Here is an 18,262-nt window from a genome sequence, read left to right as displayed (position 1 = left end):
ATAAAGATTGAATTATTGTTCTTTATCTGAAGGAATCCATACAAAGTTTGTACCTAATTTTTCAAAATCTTACAATTTTTTAAAATTTATTAAATGTTTAGCATAAAGAAACCTTAGCGTTTTTGATTTTACTAATATTTTATGATTAATTAAGAGATTGTGTATTATTTCTCTATGATCAATTTCTCAGATAAAATATTTTTTCCCTGATGCTCAGCGTGGATAATATAAATGCCATTGGTTAATTGAGAGGTATTAATAGAGCTTTTTTTATTATTATATTTTTGACTTAGTAATTTTCTTCCCGACATATCTGTTATCTGTACAGTAGTTCCCGTAGGCAGGTTATCCAGATAAATAAGATCTTTTGCAGGATTAGGATACAAGGAAATATTGTTTTTAATATTATTTTCTGCGGTACTTAGCTGTTCAGTTTGGATTTTTACCATCCAGCCATCGTTAAGCCCTTTATTAATGGTGATATCTCCGTCGGTAGAATAGGTTCCGCCAACTACAATATAGGTCCCGTCAGCAATCTCTATAATACCTCTGCCCATTTCATTACTGGTGCCTCCCAACGATTTTTGCCACATGATATTTCCGGAAGAGTCAGTCTTAATAATCCAGAAGTCACTGCTTCCATGATTACCCGTCACATCTCCATTGGTTGATTGGGCGTTTCCGGCAATGATATATCCGCCATCCAAGGTCCGTTGGATGGCTTCTCCATAATCAGAAGACGTTCCTCCAAATGTTTTCTGCCATTGCAGGTCACCTGACGAGTTGAGTTTCAGCGTCCATACTTCACCCTGACCGTGATTCCCTGTTATATCTCCATCACTGGATTGAGTGTAGCCTACAAGTATATATCCGTTATCACTGGTGTTTTGTATATCGTACGGGTTTTCCCTTGATGTTCCGCCATATGTTTTCTCCCAGATAACAACTCCTGATGGGTCTAATTTCAGAATCCAGAAATCCGAAGTGTCGGTTGAAGAAAAGTTGTAACTTCCGATAACGACATAACTTCCATCCGGAGTTTGCCTAATCTGATTTCCATCGTCTTGATAAAGAAAACCATACGTATTTTGCCATTGTATATTTCCGGAACTGTCTAATTTGATGATCCACATATCCCTTTGTCCGTGATTACTTGTAATATCACCATCTGTAGAGTAGGTAGATCCTATAGCAATATATCCTCCTTCATTTGTCTGCTGGATATCAACTCCATCTTCATCAGCACTACCACCCAGTGTTTTTTGCCATACAATATTGCCGGAGTCATCAAGTTTAAGTATCCATAAATCATATCCTCCATGATTTCCCATAATATCCCCATCCGTAGAACTTGTGGATCCAATGACGATATATCCGCCGTCAGTGGTCTGCTGAATCTTAAATCCTCTGTCTATATTGCTTCCGCCATACGTTTTTTGCCATTGGATGGTACCGGAACTGTTTACTTTTACAATCCAAAGGTCTGTGCTTCCATGGTTTGTAGTTACGTCGCCATTTGAAGAGGTAGTATCCCCAATAGTGATGTATCCGCCGTCATTGGTTGCCTGGATATCAAAAAACTCTTCTCTACCTGTACCTCCAAAAGTCTTCTGCCATACTATGGAAGGTGCCTGGGCGCTTAAAGAAAGAAAATTTAAAGTGAAAAATAAAAGATAAAATAGATTTTTCATGTATACTTTTATCCTAAAAATAAATAAAAATTATTGGGTTTATTTATTTCAATAAGTAAGTGTAGACATTTTTCTAATAAGTGTAAAAAGCCCTGTCAATTTAATTGACAGGGCTGTAATATTTTTAAGTGTAAAAACTATTTATTCTGTTTGTAGTAATTTACTCCGCATTCCAGGAATTTTTTAAACTCCTCTTTCGGCATATAACCTGATACAGGAGTGTTGATAACCTTTCCGCCCGGAGTTACCAAAACGTAATGGGGTTGGGAATTGTTATTGAAATTAACCTGCTGGAATAAACTCCATCTGTCTCCGATTGTTTTTACTTTTTTAATTTGACCGTCTCCCAGATCAATTTTGGTTTTCTGATCTTCCGGAAGTTCTTCTTTGTCGTCAACATACAGAGAAGCAAGAATGACATCGTTTTGAAGGATGGGTAAAATGTCGGGTTCGCTCCAGACAAACTCTTCCATTTTTCTACAGTTTTCACAACCATATCCGGTGAAGTCAATCAAAATGGGTTTGTTTTCTTTTTTGGCTAATTCTATAGCGCTGAAAAAGTCATGTTCCGGATGCATTCCCAGAATTCCGTCCTTTTCATTATGGAAATAGCTAACGTTAAGCGGAGGAAGGATACCACTCAGTAACTGAAGTTTTGGACGCTCAGAAGGGATCAATCCCTGGATCAGATAGATTACAAATCCAATTCCTAATACTCCCAATATTTTTCTGGTGATAGATATTTTGGGTTTTTTATCATCATGAGGGAATCTGATCAGTCCAAATAAATATAAAGCAAGACCAATTGTAATGATGATCCAGATAACAATAAATAATTCTCTTTTTAATAAAAATGTTTTAGAAACAAGATCTGCTTTTGACAGGAATTTTAAAGCCAATGCGAGTTCCACGAAACCTAGCACTACTTTTACTGTATTCATCCATCCTCCTGATTTAGGAAGGCTCTGCAAAGCTTGAGGAAATAATGCTAAAAGTCCGAAAATAATTGCCCAAGCCAAACCAAAACCAGCCAATGCAAAAGTTAGCAACATCGGTACATTAGTAGATCCGGTAACAGCACTTCCTAATAAACTTCCTAAAATAGGTCCGGTACATGAGAATGAAACAATCACCAGTGTAAGAGCCATAAAAAAGATTCCAATGATACCTCCTGCTTCTTCAGCCTTGGATGATTTATTGGCAATAGCGCTTGGTAGTGTAATATCATAGTATCCGAAGAAGCTTCCGGCAAAGAAAATAAATATGATAAAGAACGCTATATTAAGCCAAACACTTGTTGAAATTTCATTAAAAATATTTCCTGCAATTCCATTAATTAAATGGAAAGGAACACTTAACAATACAAATATAAGCAGGATGAAAAAACCATAGATAAGAGCATCTCTTTTTCCTTTGGCTTTATTTTTATTTCCTTTTGTAAAGAATGATACCGTTAGAGGGATCATTGGAAAAACACAAGGAGTTAATAAGGCTATTAATCCACCGATAAATCCTAAAAATAAATAGGTCCAGTAGTTTTCATCAACCTTTGAAGACTTAGTACCACAATCCGTTAAAGGCTTTTTAAAATCTATTGTTTCTATTTTCAATTTTTTAGGATCAAGATGCGAAACCTGTGATACGACAATTTCGTCTTTAGACGGATTTTCTACAGCAGTTACAGTCGTTTTTGCAGAATCTTTAACTGTTTCTGAAACAGCTTCAGGGGTTGCTTCTTCAGTTGCTCCTTTTGGAGTGACCTTTTGATTGAATTCTAATGTATTGGGAGCCAGACATACCCTGTCATCACACGTTTGATAAGTGATTTCCGAGGTGACATCTGCGGGTTTTGTAGGATCTTTAAGTTTGAATTTTTGTTTAAAGCCTGCCGAGTTTGAATAGAAAACAATCGTTCCGCCAAAAGCCTCAGAGAATTCTTCATGCTTCTTTCCAACCTCCTGAAATTTTCCAATCAGTTCAATATTTTTTCCCGAAACTTTATATTCTGTGGGAATCCCTGTATCTTCAGGAATATCTCTCGAGTAAATATGCCAACCACTTTCCATCGTTGCATTAAGAACTGCCTCGTATTGATTATTTCCCAGATCATTGATCGTGAACTTGAATTTTACAGGATTTTTGATCTGTGCATTGAGTCCTGAAAATAAGAATACCAAAGCTAATAACAGCCATGCTTTAAATTTACTTTTCATTTTTTACTTTTCATTAAAAAGGTTTAGGGTATGCTTTGTTTTTTCTGTACACACAAATCTTCTGTCTTGTCTGTAAGGAATAATGCCTAAGACGTTTTTATTGCCGTCCACCAATACCCAAATTTTTTGCTTCGCTAAAATAGATAATTTTTCATCCTTAAAAAACTTGGAAACTTTCTTTTTTCCCGAAAAGAGTAATGGATAAAATAAATCACCTTCCTCTTTTTTCCTTAAAATTAATGGGAATTGAAGCTGTTCTGCATCAAAAGACCATTTGAAACTCTTGCTATGCTCACTACTGTCTGTAATGAATGTGGCAAGATTGATTTCAACTGAAAATTTATTGAAATCAAACTTTTCAATTAAAATTATCTGTTCTTCCTCTTTTTTATCAACCTTATTGATTATGATAAGTTCATCCCGATTAATCATCAGTTGATAATCATTAGAAAAAAAAGAACTTCCTGTAGAGGCGGTGAAAATTTTCCTGATTTCTTCTTCTTTGTTGAATCCGTATTTTTTTAAAATTTCGAACTTTATAAAATCACTTTCTTTAGCCAGCTTTTGCTTTGATAGGATTCTCTTTTCCAGGTTAAATGTAGAAATACTATTTTCTACTTCTTCTATTTGTTTTTGTATAAAATCTTTTGCCTGATTCAGGTAAGAAGAGCTTTTTTTAAAATTTTCTAAAAAATGATCATTAGTTTCAAGAAGTTTCGGGACAATTTCATTTCTGATTTTGTTTCTTAAGTAATCGTTTTTTTTATTAGACGCATCTTCTCTGTATTCAATATTGTTTTCTTTTGCAAAACTATAAATCTCTTCTTTGGAATAACCTAAAAGAGGGCGCAGGATTTTGTTCTCATTAGCAGGAATGCCGCTCAATCCGTTAATGCCTGCTGCTTTTGACAGATTAATGATGAATGTTTCTAGTTGATCATTCAGGTGATGTGCGGTTACCAGATATTCCAGTTTTTCTGCCTCTTGTACCTTTTTAAAAAATTGATACCGGAGTTCCCTGGCCCAAAGCTGAATGGAATTTTCAGGTTGTTGATCTTCTTCCGAAACCTCATATAAATGAAATCTGATGTCATTGGCCTGACAAAAATCCTGAACAACTTTCTGATCCGAATCAGAGTCCTTACCCCGAAGTTTGTAATTGATATGTGCAATCTGAAAGTTAAGACCCAGATTACTGAATAGAAAAGCTAAAACCATGGAATCTGCACCTCCGCTTACCGCTAAAAGATAATTGTGTTTTTCGGGTGAGTTAACCAGATTTTGCAGCTGTTCTTTAATACTTAATTTTTTCAACATAACTGTTGAGAATTTCATTTGTGCAAAGATAATTCATATAATTCAATTGAATTTTCTAACTTTGATCCGTCTAAAAAAGATTATTTATGAAGATATTAAAAATTTTAGCAGTTTCTGCGATGGCGTTGGGAATGACATCTTGTGTCAGCAAAAAACAGTATGATGCACTAAGTTCGAACTACAAACAGTGCATTGAAAATATTGGCGAAAGACAAAGAGAGATTCAGGATCTGAAATCTCAAAACTCCGCATTATCCGGTGAAAATAGTTTACTAAAAAGCCAGCATGATGCTCTGAAGTCATCTTTAGATGCATGCTTATCCAATACAGGAAAAAGCTCTGCAAATATTGATAAACTGGTAGGTGAGATTAATGCTTCAAACTCATACATCAAACAATTGATTTCTAATAATGCTAAAAATGATAGTCTGAATTTAGCATTGTCAAATAAACTGAAAAGATCTTTGGATAATGTAACCGATGAGGATGTTCAGGTAAAAGTATTGAAAGGAGTTGTAATGATTTCCCTTTCAGATAAAATGTTGTACAAAACAGGAGATTATAACATTCTGCCGGCAGCTCAGGAAGTACTAGGAAAAGTAGCTAAAGTGATCAACGATTACGATAAATATTCCGTACTTATTGAAGGGAATACTGATAATGCTCCTTTGAGCTCTGCTAATTTACCAAGAGACAACTGGGATCTTTCTGCATTGAGAGGAACTGCGGTTGCTAAGGTGCTGCAAACTCAGTTTGGAGTAGATCCTTCAAGAATTACAGCTGGAGGTCGTTCAGAATACAATCCTAAAGCAACGAACATGAGTGTTTCAGGAAGAGCAGAAAACAGAAGAACTGAAATTATCATTATGCCTAAGCTTGATGAGTTTATGAAACTGATGGATATTGCTCCTAAGAAATAATACTTGAAATACATAAACATAAATAAATCCCGGAGAAATTCGGGATTTATTATTTTAATCAAACTAATTCTTCTTGTTTCAATAATGAAATAATTCGCTTAATAAATGAATCGGATAATTTGCGTTTAGTTTTTTCAGAAGATACATTCTCTAATGATCCTGTAGCTTTTCTCTTTTTCTTAGTTAGGCTTTCTTCTGTTTCCATGTTATATGATGTTTTTGCGTTTGCTGCTTAGCAAAGGTACTAATGTCCTGTCTGCTAAAACACCCGTGTTTTTACGGTATTTTAGCAGGGTGATTTTCCCATGGTTAAATTGTATCTTTTATCCACAATACCACCATTTTTTCTTTTATTTAATTAAATTTGAATAACAAAAATCGATAACATGAGTTTTTTTGAAGAAAAGAACCCGGAAATGGATAGGTATCTGGAGACCCACGCTTCTTCCGAACCTGAAATTCTGAAGAGATTAAGAAAAGAAACTTTCCAGAAAACAACACAGCCGCATATGATATCCGGTTATCAGCAGGGAAGGCTTTTAACGATTATTTCCCAGATGCTGCGGCCAGTAAATATTCTTGAAATAGGAACTTTTACGGGATATGCCACCCTTTGTTTAGCTACGGGCTTATCCAAAGAAGGAAAAATTACAACATTGGATGTTAATGAAGACCTGGCTTACCTTCCAAGGAAGTATTTTTCTGAAAGTGAATTTTCGGAGCAGATCTATTTTAAACTTCAGGATGCAAAAGACTTCTTAAAAGAAACAAATGAGATTTTTGATCTTGTTTTTATCGATGCAGATAAGGATAATTATGCAGAATATTTCAGATTAATAAAACCCCATACCCAATCCGGATCAGTGGTATTGTTTGATAATGTTCTATGGTACGGTAAAGTATTGGAAGAAAACCCAAAACAAAGATCTACCCAGGTCATTAAAGAATTAAATGATTTGATTGCAAAAGATGAAGATTTTGAAAATCTTATTTTACCTTTGCGTGATGGGGTTAATTTCCTTCGAAGGAAGTAAATAGAGAGGTTTGAAATTTAAATTTTTAAATTTTCAAATTCTTAGTCATTTAATATATAAAGAAAGTTGATGAATAAAGGAATCTGTATTGTTACTGTAGCTCCTGTCCGGGCAGAAAACTCGGACAAAGCAGAGATTGTAACAGAAATATTGTTTGGTGAAAGTGCTGATATTTTGGAAGTGAATAAAAACTGGACCAAAATAAAAATGCATTATGATGGCTATGAAGGATGGATGGATACTAAACAGATAAAACCTGTATCAGACGAAGAACTTGAAAAGAGAAAAGTTACTCTGATTACGGAAGATTTCTCCTCTGTATTGATGAATGATGGTAAAACATTGCTTTCTATGGGATCAGAAGTTGAATTTCCGGCTGTGGCTTCAAGGAGAAGTCATGATATTCGGGAAAGCATTGCTTTAACGGCAAAAGAATTTCTTAATGTTCCTTATTTATGGGGAGGAAAAAGCTTTTTTGCGGTAGATTGTTCAGGCTTTACACAATTGGTGTATAAAGTTCACGACATCAAGCTTCCGAGAGATACCTATCAGCAGGCAGAGATGGGGGAGCCTTTAACCTTTGTTGAGGAAAGTCAGCCCGGAGACCTGGCATTCTTTGAAAATACCGAAGGGAAAATTATTCACGTTGGAATTATGTTAGAAAATCAGAAGATCATTCATGCCTCTGGTAAGGTAAGAATTGACACCCTTGATTCCTCCGGGATTTTCAATAAGGAATTGAACAGTCATACCCATAAATTAAGAGTGATTAAAAAAGTTTTGTAATAACCGAAGCATGTCTGGTAAACTATTACTTATTGTAAATATTCTCTTGCTTATTTCAATTTGGATTTTTACCGGATGGAAATATGCAGAATTACCGGAAATTATTCCTACTCATTTTATGGTTAACGGAAGAATTGACGGTTATGATCATAAAAGGACAATTTGGATTTTACCTTCTATTGCTACCTTCTTATCTTTTATTCTTTTTGCGGTTACCAGAGATCCCAACTCTCCCATGCTTACTGTTCCGGATCACTTCCGAAATAAAAAATCTTTAGAGCTTTTTGCATACAGTATTCTGCTACCTCTGCTATTGTTGTTTGGGTATACTCTTTTAGAAACCGTTTGGATAGCTGAAAACAGAACAAATACTTTGGGTAATATGTTTTTCGTTTTTTTAGGCTTGATGATCCTTGTAATAGGGACAAACATATTTGTAATGTTTAAAAAAGGAAAATATGATAAAATCCAAAAATAATTCTGATCACTATATATGGGGAGAGCATTGTGATAGCTGGGTACTGAAGGATACCCAGGAGCTTTCTGTAAAGCAGGAAAAAATGCCTTCGGGAACCTCTGAAAAACTTCATTTTCATAATAGAGCTAGCCAATTCTTTTATATTCTTAAGGGAGAGGCTTCATTTGAAATTGAGCAGGAAAAGTTTTTTATAAAAGCGGGTGAAAGTATTTCTATTGAGCCAAAAGCGCAACATTATATTTTTAATGATACAGAAGAAGAACTTGAGTTTTTAGTGATCTCTTGTCCTTCAACAAATAATGACCGGGTTGAAATTGAAAAATAGATGATGTCTTTTATTTATAACATACTGATTAATATCCTCATTTTCGGAATGAAAGTATTTTCGTTGTTCAATGAGAAAACTAAAAAAGGAATTGAGGGACGAAAACATTCTTTATCGCTTGTAAAATCTTCATTTTCAAAAACGGATAAGGTAATCTGGATGCATGCAGCAAGTCTGGGGGAATATGAGCAGGGGCTTCCTGTTCTTGAAAGGTTGAAAGAAATTTTTCCACAACATAAAATTCTGATTACATTTTTTTCACCTTCAGGATATGAAAATGTTATCAGGAAAAAACATATCGCTGATGTTATTTGCTATCTTCCTTTTGATACAAAAAAATCTGTAAGCGAGTTTGTTGCACAGTTCACTCCTGAACTATTCTTTACGGTTAAATATGATTATTGGTATAATCTTTTAGCTGAACTAAAAAAAAGGAATGCCAGAATTTATGTGATTTCTGCACTGTTCTATGAAAGGCAATCATTTTTTACATCTTACGGGAAATGGTTTGTCAAACAGCTTCAGTCAAACGTTGATTGGTTTTTTCATCAGACTGAATTTTCCTACGCTCTGGCTAAAAGTATAGGATTGGTAAAATCTTCTATAACAGGAGATACAAGATTTGACAGGGTTAAGCAACTTAGGAGCAGGGATCATCATGTAAAATTTATCAAAGACTTTACAGGAGATCAAAAAACCATTGTTTTCGGAAGTTCGTGGCATGCTGAAGAAAAAATTGCAGAGCTGGTTTCTGTAATGAATCAGGATGTGAAAATTATTATTGCTCCTCATGATTTAAAAAGAGTCCAGAACTTAAAGCAGATGTTTCCCAATGCCTTATTGTACAGTGAGATTTCTGATTCCGGATTTTCGGCTTTCAATCCTCAGTTGTTGATTATTGATAGCATCGGGCTGCTATCAAAATTATATTCTTATGCTGATATTGCCGTAGTGGGAGGTGGGTTTCATGATGCAGGTCTTCATAATATTCTTGAAGCGGCGGCTTTTGGTGTTCCTGTTGTTTTCGGAAACCACTACAGAAAAAACCCTGAAGCAGATGAACTGATTTCAGCAGATGGAGGCAAATCTTTTGAAACCGAATATTTGGCTGCGGATTTTATTCTTTTTTTAACACATAATGAAGAGGTAATTGAAGATATGTCTCAAAGTGCCAGAAAATTTGTAGATGATAAACCCGATTCTTCGGAGCTTATTATTGAAAAGATGACATCATTTTAAGAATCCCTGGCTTTTGATCTCTTTAATGATTAAATCCAGATTTTCAGGAATACGGTCAGATTTAAGCCATCTCATATCAAAATTATTATTGATACAAAGTTTCTGTAGGTAGCGGTTATTTTGAATTTTATCTTCCAGTTCACTCAATTGCTCATCGAACTCAATCCAGTAATCTTCATCAAGCTTTTGTATAGTAAGAAGCGCCTTTATTGCTTTATTGATTATATAAATGTAAAGCTTATATACAGCATCGAACCTTTGATGGTTGAGCTGAGAATTTTGGTCTAAAATTCTGTTGATGAGAAACAGGTGAAGTGATACTTCACCAAATTTATCGGTAGTCACTTTTATGTGTTCAGTTATTTCAGCGCTTATTTTTCTAATAAGAACCAGGAAATATTTTGGATTAGTTATATATTTAGATGCGAAAAGAACTTTTTCTTCAATGATATCTTCCATCTGGGATCTTTTCTGATCCGTTGTTTCTGTATCAATTAACTCAAAATATAGTTTTTTGGAAAGAAGCTTATCTTTTTTAAGAAGTCTGAAGATCAAACGGTCTTTTTCTATAGAAGAGAAATTACTCAGTGCTGCTTTGAATTCTTTTGAATACTCCATTAATTAAAAATTTTAGAATATTTCATAAACCCGTTCAACGCCCAGTTGGCAGTATAATATAGAGACTTTAACGTAGAAAACTTCATGAAATCTTTGTACACAAGGTACTGATCTTTTACGATATGCTGTTTTTTTCTGGAAACACTCGTTGAATGCATCCTGTATTTTGCCATAGTTTTGGGAAGGGGTTTTCCCACAGGAATTTTCTTTAGTAAATTGAGCCACATAACATGATCTTCCCGCTTGCTGCCTTCCGGAAAGTATTCTTTGCCTACCCTCTGGGAATCATACATCGATGATAGGAGGGATAATCGGCATGTTTTCAGTAAATTGTCAAAAGTTACTTCCTTGTCTGCTTTGAAATCTTCAATCTGAGGAATAAGCTGTTCATTGCATCTCGCATAATTGGAGTAGGCAATTTCAGCATTTTCGCGCTTCATGAAGCTGATCATCTCTTCTAAAAAATCAGGCTCCCAGTAGTCATCGGCATCCAGAAAAGTAATAAATCTTCCGGTTGCTTTTTCAAGGGATAAATTTCGAGCATGTCCTGCACCTCCATTTTTTTCCGCAACAGATAACTTTATTCTTGGATCATTTACCTTACGGATTATATCCACAGAATTATCCAAAGACTTGTCATCAGTGATTAGCCACTCCCAGTCTGTAAAAGTTTGGCTTATTACAGAATGAATGGTCTCTTCCAGAAATCTGGAAGAATTATAGCATGGAGTGATTATGGAAACCTCGGGCATACGTGTTTTTATGCAAATATAAGGTTTTAAAATATCTGTTTTATTGAAGGAATTTTAAGAAAATGAAAATTATAATTGCAAAACCTAAAAAAAATGACAGAGTATTTAAAAAAAATCATAATTTTAGGCCTTGAAAAATTTGATACATGAAGAAATTAGCATTACTATTTGCAGGTTTATCATTATTAGTAGCAACCGGATGTAAGGACGACGATACTCAACAGGTATTTCCAATTAACGGACTTTGGCAACCTGTTAAAGAAGTGATTACCACTATTCCGGCAAACGGATCCGGGGTTTCAGATGAAATTACTTTTACCACTTGCCAGAAAGAATCAAGATGGTTGTTCAATGAAGGAAATACCGGAAAAAGAACCGATAAGGATGAAATAGGAACCCCTGCAATATGTAGTACTGTTTCAGACCGAAATTTTACCTATACCTATAGTACAAGTGATAAGAGGATTGAAATCAAATATCAGGGTACAGTAGTTCCGGACAAAGGAAAAGTAACTACACTCACTGATACGACGCTGAATCTTACCATTGAAGATACTACAGATCCTAATCTATACAAGTCTACCACATATACATTAAAGAGAATTCCTCAGTAATATATAAGGTTGAAAATAAAGAATACAGATCTCATCTTCGGATGAGATTTTTTTGTTTAAACCAAAGTATGCTAATTAATTAAAAATTAAAGTTCTATTTCTTTTAAAATCTTTATTTTTGTACCTCTTCAAATTTTTTGAAGATTAATTTTAAATAAAATCTATACATAAAGTGTTTTACGATCATCAGCAGATAGAAAAAAAGTGGCAGAAATACTGGGAAGAAAAGCAGACATACAAAACTTCCGATACAACAGATAAACCCAAATTTTATGTTCTCGATATGTTTCCTTATCCATCAGGAGCAGGATTACACGTAGGACATCCTCTTGGATATATTGCATCTGATATTTATGCAAGGTATAAAAGACATCAGGGATTTAATGTGCTTCACCCGGTTGGTTATGACAGCTTTGGACTTCCTGCTGAACAGTATGCTATTCAAACAGGACAGCATCCTGCTATTACTACTGAACAAAACATTAACAGGTATGAAGAACAATTAAGAAAAATTGGTTTTTCATTTGACTGGAGTAGGGAAGTGAGAACTTCAGATGCTTCCTATTATAAATGGACACAATGGATATTTATCCAGTTGTTCCATTCGTGGTACAATAAAGATACCGATAAAGCAGAGCCTATAGAAACGCTGATTCAGCATTTTGAAGAAAAAGGGACACAAGGTTTAAATGCAAATCAAAATGACGAACTTGATTTCACGGCAGAAGAGTGGAAGAATGCTTCAGATATTGATAAGGAAGATATCTTATTAAATTATCGTCTGGCTTACAGAGCTGAAACGACAGTTAACTGGTGCCCTGCTCTTGGAACAGTATTAGCCAATGATGAAGTAAAAGATGGGAAGTCCGAAAGAGGAGGTTTTCCAGTATTTCAGAAAAAGATGATGCAATGGAGTATGAGGATTTCCGCATACTCTGAGAGATTACTTCAGGGATTAAATACAATAGACTGGCCACAGCCTTTAAAAGATTCGCAGGAATACTGGATTGGGAAATCCCAGGGAGCGCAGGTTCAATTCAATGTTGAGAATCACGACGAAAAGATCGAGGTTTTCACCACAAGACCTGATACTATTTTCGGAGCGACTTTCATGGTACTTGCGCCGGAAAACCCATTAGTTGATACCATTACTACGGCTGTTCAGAAGGCTGAAGTTGATGCTTATATAGAAGAGACTTCTAAGAAAACAGAGAGGGATAGAATGTCTGATGTAAAAAACGTGAGTGGTGCATTTACCGGAAGTTATGCAATCAATCCTTTCAGCAATGAGAAGATGCCGATTTATATCTCAGATTATGTATTGATGGGATATGGAACAGGAGCTGTTATGGCAGTACCTGCTCACGATGAACGTGATCACAGATTTGCAAAGAAGTTTAATCTTGAAATTAAAAAGGTTGTTGAGACCGATGAAGATGTTCAGGAAAAATCTTTTGACTCTAAGACCAGCGTTTGTGTTAATTCAGATTTCCTGAATGGATTATCTTACGATGAGGCTAAAGCAAAAATGATTGCCGAAGTTGAGAAGCGTAATATCGGTCATGGAACTACAAATTACAGACAGCGTGATGCTATTTTCTCAAGACAGCGTTATTGGGGTGAACCGGTTCCTATATATTATAAGGATGGAATGCCATATACTTTACCAATGTCTTCTTTGCCTTTGGAGCTTCCCGAAGTTGAAAAATATTTACCAACAGAAGACGGGGATCCTCCATTAGGAAACGCTAAGTTTTTTGCGTGGGATGAGACAAATCAAAAAGTTGTAGCTACAGAATTAATCGATGAGGTTAATGTATTTCCATTAGAGTTGTCCACCATGCCTGGTTGGGCTGGAAGCTCATGGTACTTCTTAAGATATATGGATCCTCATAATGAAGAAGTTTTTGCTAAAAAAGATATCACTGATTATTGGGGACAGGTAGACCTATATATAGGAGGAAGTGAACATGCAACAGGTCACTTGCTGTATTCCCGTTTTTGGAATATGTTCCTAAAGGACAGAGGATACATCAATCAGGATGAACCTTTCCAGAAATTGATCAATCAGGGGATGATTTTGGGAATGAGTGCATTTGTGTACAGGGTAGAAGGAACAAATCAGTATGTTTCCAAATCATTGGCAACTCAATATAAAACACAGAAGATTCATGTGGATGTATCCTTATTAAAAGGAACATCTGATGAATTGGATACTGAAGCATTCAAACAATGGAGACCCGACTATGCTGATGCTGAATTTATTTTGGAAGACGGAAAGTATATTACAGATCGCGAGGTAGAGAAGATGTCCAAGTCTAAATATAATGTTGTAAACCCGGATGATATCTGTGCAGAATATGGAGCGGACGGATTAAGATTATATGAAATGTTCCTAGGACCATTGGAACAATCGAAACCATGGAATACCCAGGGACTAAGTGGAGTGTACGGATTCCTTAAAAAATTCTGGAACCTTTATTTTAACGGAGATGTATTTGAAGTTTCTGATGAAGAACCGACAAAAGCAGAATATAAAGTTCTGCATACTTTAATAAAGAAGGTGGTTTACGATATCGAAAACTTCTCTTTCAATACCTCTGTATCTTCATTTATGATCGCTGTAAATGAATTACAAAAAATAAAATGCAACAAACGCAATATTCTTGAGCCGTTAGCCGTTATCATTTCTCCTTATGCACCACATATTTGTGAAGAGCTTTGGAGTTTGTTAGGACATACCGATTCTATTGAATTTGAAAAATTCCCTGAATTAATGGAATCATATTTAGTGGAAGATGAAATCGAATATCCGGTGAGTGTAAATGGTAAAATGAGGTTCAAATTATCCCTATCTGCTCAATTATCACCCGCGCAAGTAGAAGATTTGGTGATTAATGACCCCAAAATGCAACAGATTTTGGAAGGAAAAACCCCGAAAAAAATCATTGTAGTCCCTCACAGAATTGTGAATATTGTAATTTAAAAAAAAATTAACATTGGCAAATTAAAAAAAATGAAGGCTTAATTTTTTGAAATTTTTAAAGTATTTAAAAATACTGAGAAATATCATTAAAAAAAAAGAGAATAATTGATTTATCGAAATCGTAATAATATTTCGTTATCAAAAAAATGCAAAATGTTTATTTGAGACTATTGTATTTTAATTAATTTTGCCTTTAATTTACAACTTGATAAAATTTTAAAACAATATAATTTAGTTAAATATGGAAATGAATGTTTCAAAAAATGATGAGCAAGTAATTGCTAGAAAGGCAGGAGGTTTAAACCCGGCTATTATTATTCCTATTTTATTCGTTATAGGAGTTTGTATTTATTTATTCGTGCTAGGGAGTCCTGGTAACTTCAAAGATGCAGATAAACTAGGTAGTGGATCTGTAGCTTTTTCAAGTGTTGAAGGAAAAGACATTCACCCAGAGTCGTTTTTAGGTATTATCTACAAAGGAGGGGTTATCGTACCAATCTTGATTACTTTCATGATCACTGTAATCGTTTTCTCTTTTGAAAGATATTTCGTACTTGGTAAAGCAGCTGGAAAAGGAAACTTGGATAGCTTCGTTGTTCAGGTAAGAAGCTTATTAAACCAAAACAAAATTGATGAGGCTTTAGAAGAGTGCGACAGACAACAAGGTTCTGTAGGTAATGTAGTAAAAGAAGGTCTTACGACTTACAAAGCTTTATCTCATGATACGACTTTAAATAAAGAGCAAAAAATGGTGGCTCTTAACAAAGCTATCGAAGAGGCTACAACTCTTGAAATGCCAATGTTGGAAAAGAATATGATGATTCTTTCTACTTTAGGTACAGTTGCAACGTTAGTAGCACTTTTAGGAACCGTAATCGGGATGATCAAAGCATTCTTCGCATTAGGTTCAGGTGGTGGTACTCCAGATGCTGCTGCACTTTCTACAGGTATCTCTGAAGCATTGATCAACACGGCTTTAGGTATTGGTACTTCAGCTATCGCTATTATCCTTTATAACTTCTTTACATCTAAAATTGATGGATTAACTTATAAGATCGATGAGATCGCAATGAGTATCCAACAATCTTTCGCGGAATTCAACTAAGAATTTCCAGCAAGGAATTTGCATTAGCAATAAAAGAAGTTTAATTAAAAATAATAAAAATAATGGCGAGAGTCAAACCAAAAAGACATGGAGTAGTGACGGATATGACCGCGATGTGTGACGTTGCGTTCCTACTACTTACATTCTTTATATTGACCACTCAGTTTAAAAAACCTGACGTGGAGCAGATTAAACCGCCATCTTCAATATCAGAGAAGTTACTTCCTGATGCTAGTTTAATGACTATCAACGCTACTCCGGACGGGAAATTCTATTTCCAACCGGTAGAGAATGCATCAGAGAGATTACAGCTTTTAGATAAAATGGGTCAAAAATATGGTATTACTTTTGACAACAACGAAAAAGCTGCATTTCAAAAAGTACAAGCGATTGGGGTTCCAATGAACCAACTTAAAAGCTATCTTGATTTGCCAGATGACGAGCAGAAGAATTTTAAGAGTCCTACAGGGATTCCTATGGATAGTACAAATAAGCAGTTAGTAGACTGGGTACAACAAAGTTTGAGCGTAAATCCTGAATACAAATTAGCGATTAAAGGAGACGTTACTACTCAATACCCTAAAGTGAAAAGCTTATTTGAAGGTTTAAGAGATATTGATTTTCTTAAATTTTGGTTGATTACATCACAAGAAGGTAAACCTAACGAATAATATCGAGCAGAAATGGCAGAAGTACAAGTACAGGAAAAGGGCGCCAAGGGCGGCAAGGTACGTTCCAAGAAGCAGAGTACCAGAGTTGACATGACTCCGATGGTGGACTTGGGTTTTCTATTGATCACCTTCTTTATGTTCACAACCACGTTTAGTAAACCTAACGTAATGGATTTGGGTCTTCCGGCAAAACCGAAAGAAAAAGATAAAAAGCCACCTCCAACTGAAATTAAACTTTCTAACTCAATTTCATTGTTATTGGGTAAAGACAATAAAATTTTCTGGCATCAGCAAGATAATACATCTTTAACTGATCAGAATCTGAATGAAACTACTTTCGATAGAGAAGGTGTTAGAAAGGTAATTGAGCAAGCAAAAGCAAATGCGGCAGATAAAAGTAAATTTACTGTAATTATCAAGCCGACAGATGATGCTGTATATAAAAACTTTGTTGATATTCTTGATGAAATGGCAATTACCAAAAGTGAACAATACGGGGTTACCGATTTGAAACCTTGGGAGGTAGCTATTTATAACAAGAAAGTTGGGAATAATGGAGCTGCGGCTGCACCAGCTACAAAGTAATTTAACCATAAAATTGTAAATCTATGGCAGATGAAAATGTATACAGTCAGAATCTTACTTTAGACGAGATTGTATTTGAAAATAGAAACAAAGAATATGGTGCCTATGATCTGAGACATCAGTATCCAAAGCTTCTGACAAGATCTTTTCTTATCGGAACGGCACTATTCCTGATTTTGGCTTTGTCTCCTTTTATTTATCTTACGATTAAAAGACTTACTGCACCAGAGAAGAAAGAAGTAAAAGCTGATTTGGTGGAAATTCTTCAGGAAGATAAAATTATTGAGCAGCCAAAAGAAGAAGAACCACCTCCACCACCTCCACCTCCAAAAGAAGAGAAAATCGAGGTAATTCAGAATGTGGTTCCAGAGCCTGTAAAAGCTCCGAAAATTGAAACTCCACCACCACCGATTTCTAAGCAATTAGAAACAACAACTGGTTTGCAAAATCAGGAGGGTGTTAAAGCTCCGGCTTACACACCTCCACCACCTCCACCATCAACGGGGACTAAAACTTCAACTGCTGAAGTTAAGCCTCAGGTAAGTGACACTCAGGTGTATACAGAGGTAGAGCAAACTGCAGAATTCCCAGGAGGTATTAATGCCTTTAGAAATAAAGTGTCTAGTAACTTTGACGGATCTGCAATGAATGGTGATGAAGGAACTGTAAAAGCTGAAGTAACTTTCGTTGTTGAAAGAGACGGTAGTATTACAGACGTTAAAGCGAGTGGAAAAAGCTCAGACTTTAATGCTGAAGCAGTAAGAACTATTAAGTCTATTAAGACTAAATGGGCTCCTGCTAAGATTAATGGACAATCTGTACGTTACCGTTTCAGATTACCATTAACAATGAATTTTGAAGGATAATTTTTATCTTTAAATAATAATTAAAAAAGAGAAGCATATGCTTCTCTTTTTATTTTTTTTGG

General features: G+C 35.2%; 18 protein-coding genes. 12 read left to right on the top strand and 6 right to left on the bottom strand.

Annotated elements, in window-relative coordinates; genetic code table 11:
* Positions 1–164 precede the first annotated feature (164 nt).
* The 3 genes from ACNFU2_RS11780 to tilS all read right to left on the bottom strand — a co-directional run bounded on the left by ACNFU2_RS11780 (position 165) and on the right by tilS (position 5,221).
* Entirely contained in the window at positions 165–1,691 is a 1,527-nt protein-coding gene (locus tag ACNFU2_RS11780) for a T9SS type A sorting domain-containing protein (protein ID WP_418121800.1), read from the bottom strand.
* A gap of 137 nt (positions 1,692–1,828) precedes the next feature.
* A complete protein-coding gene (locus ACNFU2_RS11775; RefSeq protein WP_418121798.1) occupies positions 1,829–3,904 on the bottom strand; it encodes a cytochrome c biogenesis protein CcdA in 2,076 nt (691 codons plus the stop codon).
* Between the two features lie 3 nt (positions 3,905–3,907).
* Positions 3,908–5,221: a tRNA lysidine(34) synthetase TilS gene (gene tilS / locus ACNFU2_RS11770; RefSeq protein ID WP_418121796.1), complete on the bottom strand. Its 1,314-nt coding sequence runs from the start codon at positions 5,219–5,221 to the stop codon at positions 3,908–3,910.
* A gap of 86 nt (positions 5,222–5,307) precedes the next feature.
* Between tilS and ACNFU2_RS11765 the strand changes: the two genes are divergently transcribed.
* Complete coding sequence (locus ACNFU2_RS11765) at positions 5,308–6,141, top strand: OmpA family protein (protein ID WP_172280821.1); 834 nt, start codon at positions 5,308–5,310, stop codon at positions 6,139–6,141.
* Positions 6,142–6,199: 58 nt separating this feature from the next.
* Here the strand turns inward: ACNFU2_RS11765 and ACNFU2_RS11760 are convergent, their stop codons facing one another.
* Positions 6,200–6,346, bottom strand: a complete 147-nt coding sequence (locus tag ACNFU2_RS11760) for a hypothetical protein (RefSeq protein ID WP_172280819.1) — start codon at positions 6,344–6,346, stop codon at positions 6,200–6,202.
* Between the two features lie 181 nt (positions 6,347–6,527).
* On the opposite strand from ACNFU2_RS11760, the gene ACNFU2_RS11755 reads away from it, so the two are divergent.
* The 5 genes from ACNFU2_RS11755 (at position 6,528) to ACNFU2_RS11735 (ending at position 10,003) form a co-directional block, all read left to right on the top strand.
* Positions 6,528–7,175, top strand: coding sequence for an O-methyltransferase (locus ACNFU2_RS11755; protein WP_172280817.1), 648 nt, complete (start codon positions 6,528–6,530; stop codon positions 7,173–7,175).
* Between the two features lie 69 nt (positions 7,176–7,244).
* Positions 7,245–7,961, top strand: a complete 717-nt coding sequence (locus tag ACNFU2_RS11750; RefSeq protein ID WP_345991730.1) for a C40 family peptidase — start codon at positions 7,245–7,247, stop codon at positions 7,959–7,961.
* A 10-nt stretch (positions 7,962–7,971) separates the two neighbouring features.
* Entirely contained in the window at positions 7,972–8,439 is a 468-nt protein-coding gene (locus ACNFU2_RS11745; protein ID WP_418121793.1) for a DUF1648 domain-containing protein, read from the top strand.
* Positions 8,420–8,764, top strand: a complete 345-nt coding sequence (locus ACNFU2_RS11740; protein ID WP_273649696.1) for a cupin domain-containing protein — start codon at positions 8,420–8,422, stop codon at positions 8,762–8,764. Before ACNFU2_RS11745 ends, ACNFU2_RS11740 begins: the two co-directional genes overlap by 20 nt.
* A gap of 3 nt (positions 8,765–8,767) precedes the next feature.
* Positions 8,768–10,003 (top strand): 3-deoxy-D-manno-octulosonic acid transferase, encoded by a 1,236-nt coding sequence (locus tag ACNFU2_RS11735; protein WP_418124903.1) that lies wholly within the window; start codon positions 8,768–8,770, stop codon positions 10,001–10,003.
* Here ACNFU2_RS11735 and ACNFU2_RS11730 read toward each other — a convergent pair.
* Both ACNFU2_RS11730 and ACNFU2_RS11725 read right to left on the bottom strand, forming a co-directional pair.
* Positions 9,995–10,621, bottom strand: a complete 627-nt coding sequence (locus ACNFU2_RS11730; protein ID WP_418121791.1) for a deoxyuridine 5'-triphosphate nucleotidohydrolase — start codon at positions 10,619–10,621, stop codon at positions 9,995–9,997. The genes ACNFU2_RS11735 and ACNFU2_RS11730 overlap by 9 nt on opposite strands.
* Entirely contained in the window at positions 10,621–11,373 is a 753-nt protein-coding gene (locus ACNFU2_RS11725; RefSeq protein ID WP_418121789.1) for a glycosyltransferase family 2 protein, read from the bottom strand. The genes ACNFU2_RS11730 and ACNFU2_RS11725 overlap by 1 nt, the downstream gene beginning before the upstream one ends.
* A gap of 146 nt (positions 11,374–11,519) precedes the next feature.
* Between ACNFU2_RS11725 and ACNFU2_RS11720 the strand changes: the two genes are divergently transcribed.
* From ACNFU2_RS11720 to ACNFU2_RS11695, 6 genes are all read left to right on the top strand, one after another.
* Entirely contained in the window at positions 11,520–11,987 is a 468-nt protein-coding gene (locus ACNFU2_RS11720) for a lipocalin family protein (RefSeq protein ID WP_273649692.1), read from the top strand.
* A 172-nt stretch (positions 11,988–12,159) separates the two neighbouring features.
* The gene (leuS, locus tag ACNFU2_RS11715) at positions 12,160–14,973 is read left to right on the top strand and encodes a leucine--tRNA ligase (protein ID WP_418121786.1); all 2,814 of its coding nucleotides are present in this window, start codon (positions 12,160–12,162) and stop codon (positions 14,971–14,973) included.
* A gap of 241 nt (positions 14,974–15,214) precedes the next feature.
* Positions 15,215–16,078: a MotA/TolQ/ExbB proton channel family protein gene (locus ACNFU2_RS11710; protein WP_172280800.1), complete on the top strand. Its 864-nt coding sequence runs from the start codon at positions 15,215–15,217 to the stop codon at positions 16,076–16,078.
* Between the two features lie 62 nt (positions 16,079–16,140).
* Positions 16,141–16,749, top strand: coding sequence for an ExbD/TolR family protein (locus tag ACNFU2_RS11705; protein WP_172280798.1), 609 nt, complete (start codon positions 16,141–16,143; stop codon positions 16,747–16,749).
* A 12-nt stretch (positions 16,750–16,761) separates the two neighbouring features.
* Complete coding sequence (locus ACNFU2_RS11700; RefSeq protein ID WP_172280796.1) at positions 16,762–17,334, top strand: ExbD/TolR family protein; 573 nt, start codon at positions 16,762–16,764, stop codon at positions 17,332–17,334.
* 23 nt (positions 17,335–17,357) lie between these two features.
* Positions 17,358–18,200, top strand: a complete 843-nt coding sequence (locus ACNFU2_RS11695; protein ID WP_172280794.1) for an energy transducer TonB — start codon at positions 17,358–17,360, stop codon at positions 18,198–18,200.
* The last annotated feature ends 62 nt before the right edge of the window (positions 18,201–18,262 follow it).

Source organism: Chryseobacterium sp. PTM-20240506, from assembly GCF_048296755.1.
Taxonomy (GTDB): Bacteria; Bacteroidota; Bacteroidia; order Flavobacteriales; family Weeksellaceae; genus Chryseobacterium; species Chryseobacterium proteolyticum.
The sequence above is the reverse complement of the archived record's forward strand: the minus strand, read 5'-3'. Positions and strand labels throughout refer to the sequence as shown.

Coding starts and splice junctions, on each gene's coding strand:
- ACNFU2_RS11700 (WP_172280796.1), top strand. CDS start 16,762: ATGGCAGAAGTACAAGTACAGGAAAAGGGCGCCAAGGGCGGCAAGGTA.
- ACNFU2_RS11760 (WP_172280819.1), bottom strand. CDS start 6,346: ATGGAAACAGAAGAAAGCCTAACTAAGAAAAAGAGAAAAGCTACAGGA.
- ACNFU2_RS11735 (WP_418124903.1), top strand. CDS start 8,768: ATGTCTTTTATTTATAACATACTGATTAATATCCTCATTTTCGGAATG.
- ACNFU2_RS11740 (WP_273649696.1), top strand. CDS start 8,420: ATGATAAAATCCAAAAATAATTCTGATCACTATATATGGGGAGAGCAT.
- tilS (WP_418121796.1), bottom strand. CDS start 5,221: ATGTTGAAAAAATTAAGTATTAAAGAACAGCTGCAAAATCTGGTTAAC.
- ACNFU2_RS11745 (WP_418121793.1), top strand. CDS start 7,972: ATGTCTGGTAAACTATTACTTATTGTAAATATTCTCTTGCTTATTTCA.
- ACNFU2_RS11710 (WP_172280800.1), top strand. CDS start 15,215: ATGGAAATGAATGTTTCAAAAAATGATGAGCAAGTAATTGCTAGAAAG.
- ACNFU2_RS11695 (WP_172280794.1), top strand. CDS start 17,358: ATGGCAGATGAAAATGTATACAGTCAGAATCTTACTTTAGACGAGATT.
- ACNFU2_RS11775 (WP_418121798.1), bottom strand. CDS start 3,904: ATGAAAAGTAAATTTAAAGCATGGCTGTTATTAGCTTTGGTATTCTTA.
- ACNFU2_RS11730 (WP_418121791.1), bottom strand. CDS start 10,621: ATGGAGTATTCAAAAGAATTCAAAGCAGCACTGAGTAATTTCTCTTCT.
- ACNFU2_RS11755 (WP_172280817.1), top strand. CDS start 6,528: ATGAGTTTTTTTGAAGAAAAGAACCCGGAAATGGATAGGTATCTGGAG.
- ACNFU2_RS11705 (WP_172280798.1), top strand. CDS start 16,141: ATGGCGAGAGTCAAACCAAAAAGACATGGAGTAGTGACGGATATGACC.
- ACNFU2_RS11765 (WP_172280821.1), top strand. CDS start 5,308: ATGAAGATATTAAAAATTTTAGCAGTTTCTGCGATGGCGTTGGGAATG.
- ACNFU2_RS11725 (WP_418121789.1), bottom strand. CDS start 11,373: ATGCCCGAGGTTTCCATAATCACTCCATGCTATAATTCTTCCAGATTT.
- ACNFU2_RS11720 (WP_273649692.1), top strand. CDS start 11,520: ATGAAGAAATTAGCATTACTATTTGCAGGTTTATCATTATTAGTAGCA.
- ACNFU2_RS11750 (WP_345991730.1), top strand. CDS start 7,245: ATGAATAAAGGAATCTGTATTGTTACTGTAGCTCCTGTCCGGGCAGAA.
- ACNFU2_RS11780 (WP_418121800.1), bottom strand. CDS start 1,691: ATGAAAAATCTATTTTATCTTTTATTTTTCACTTTAAATTTTCTTTCT.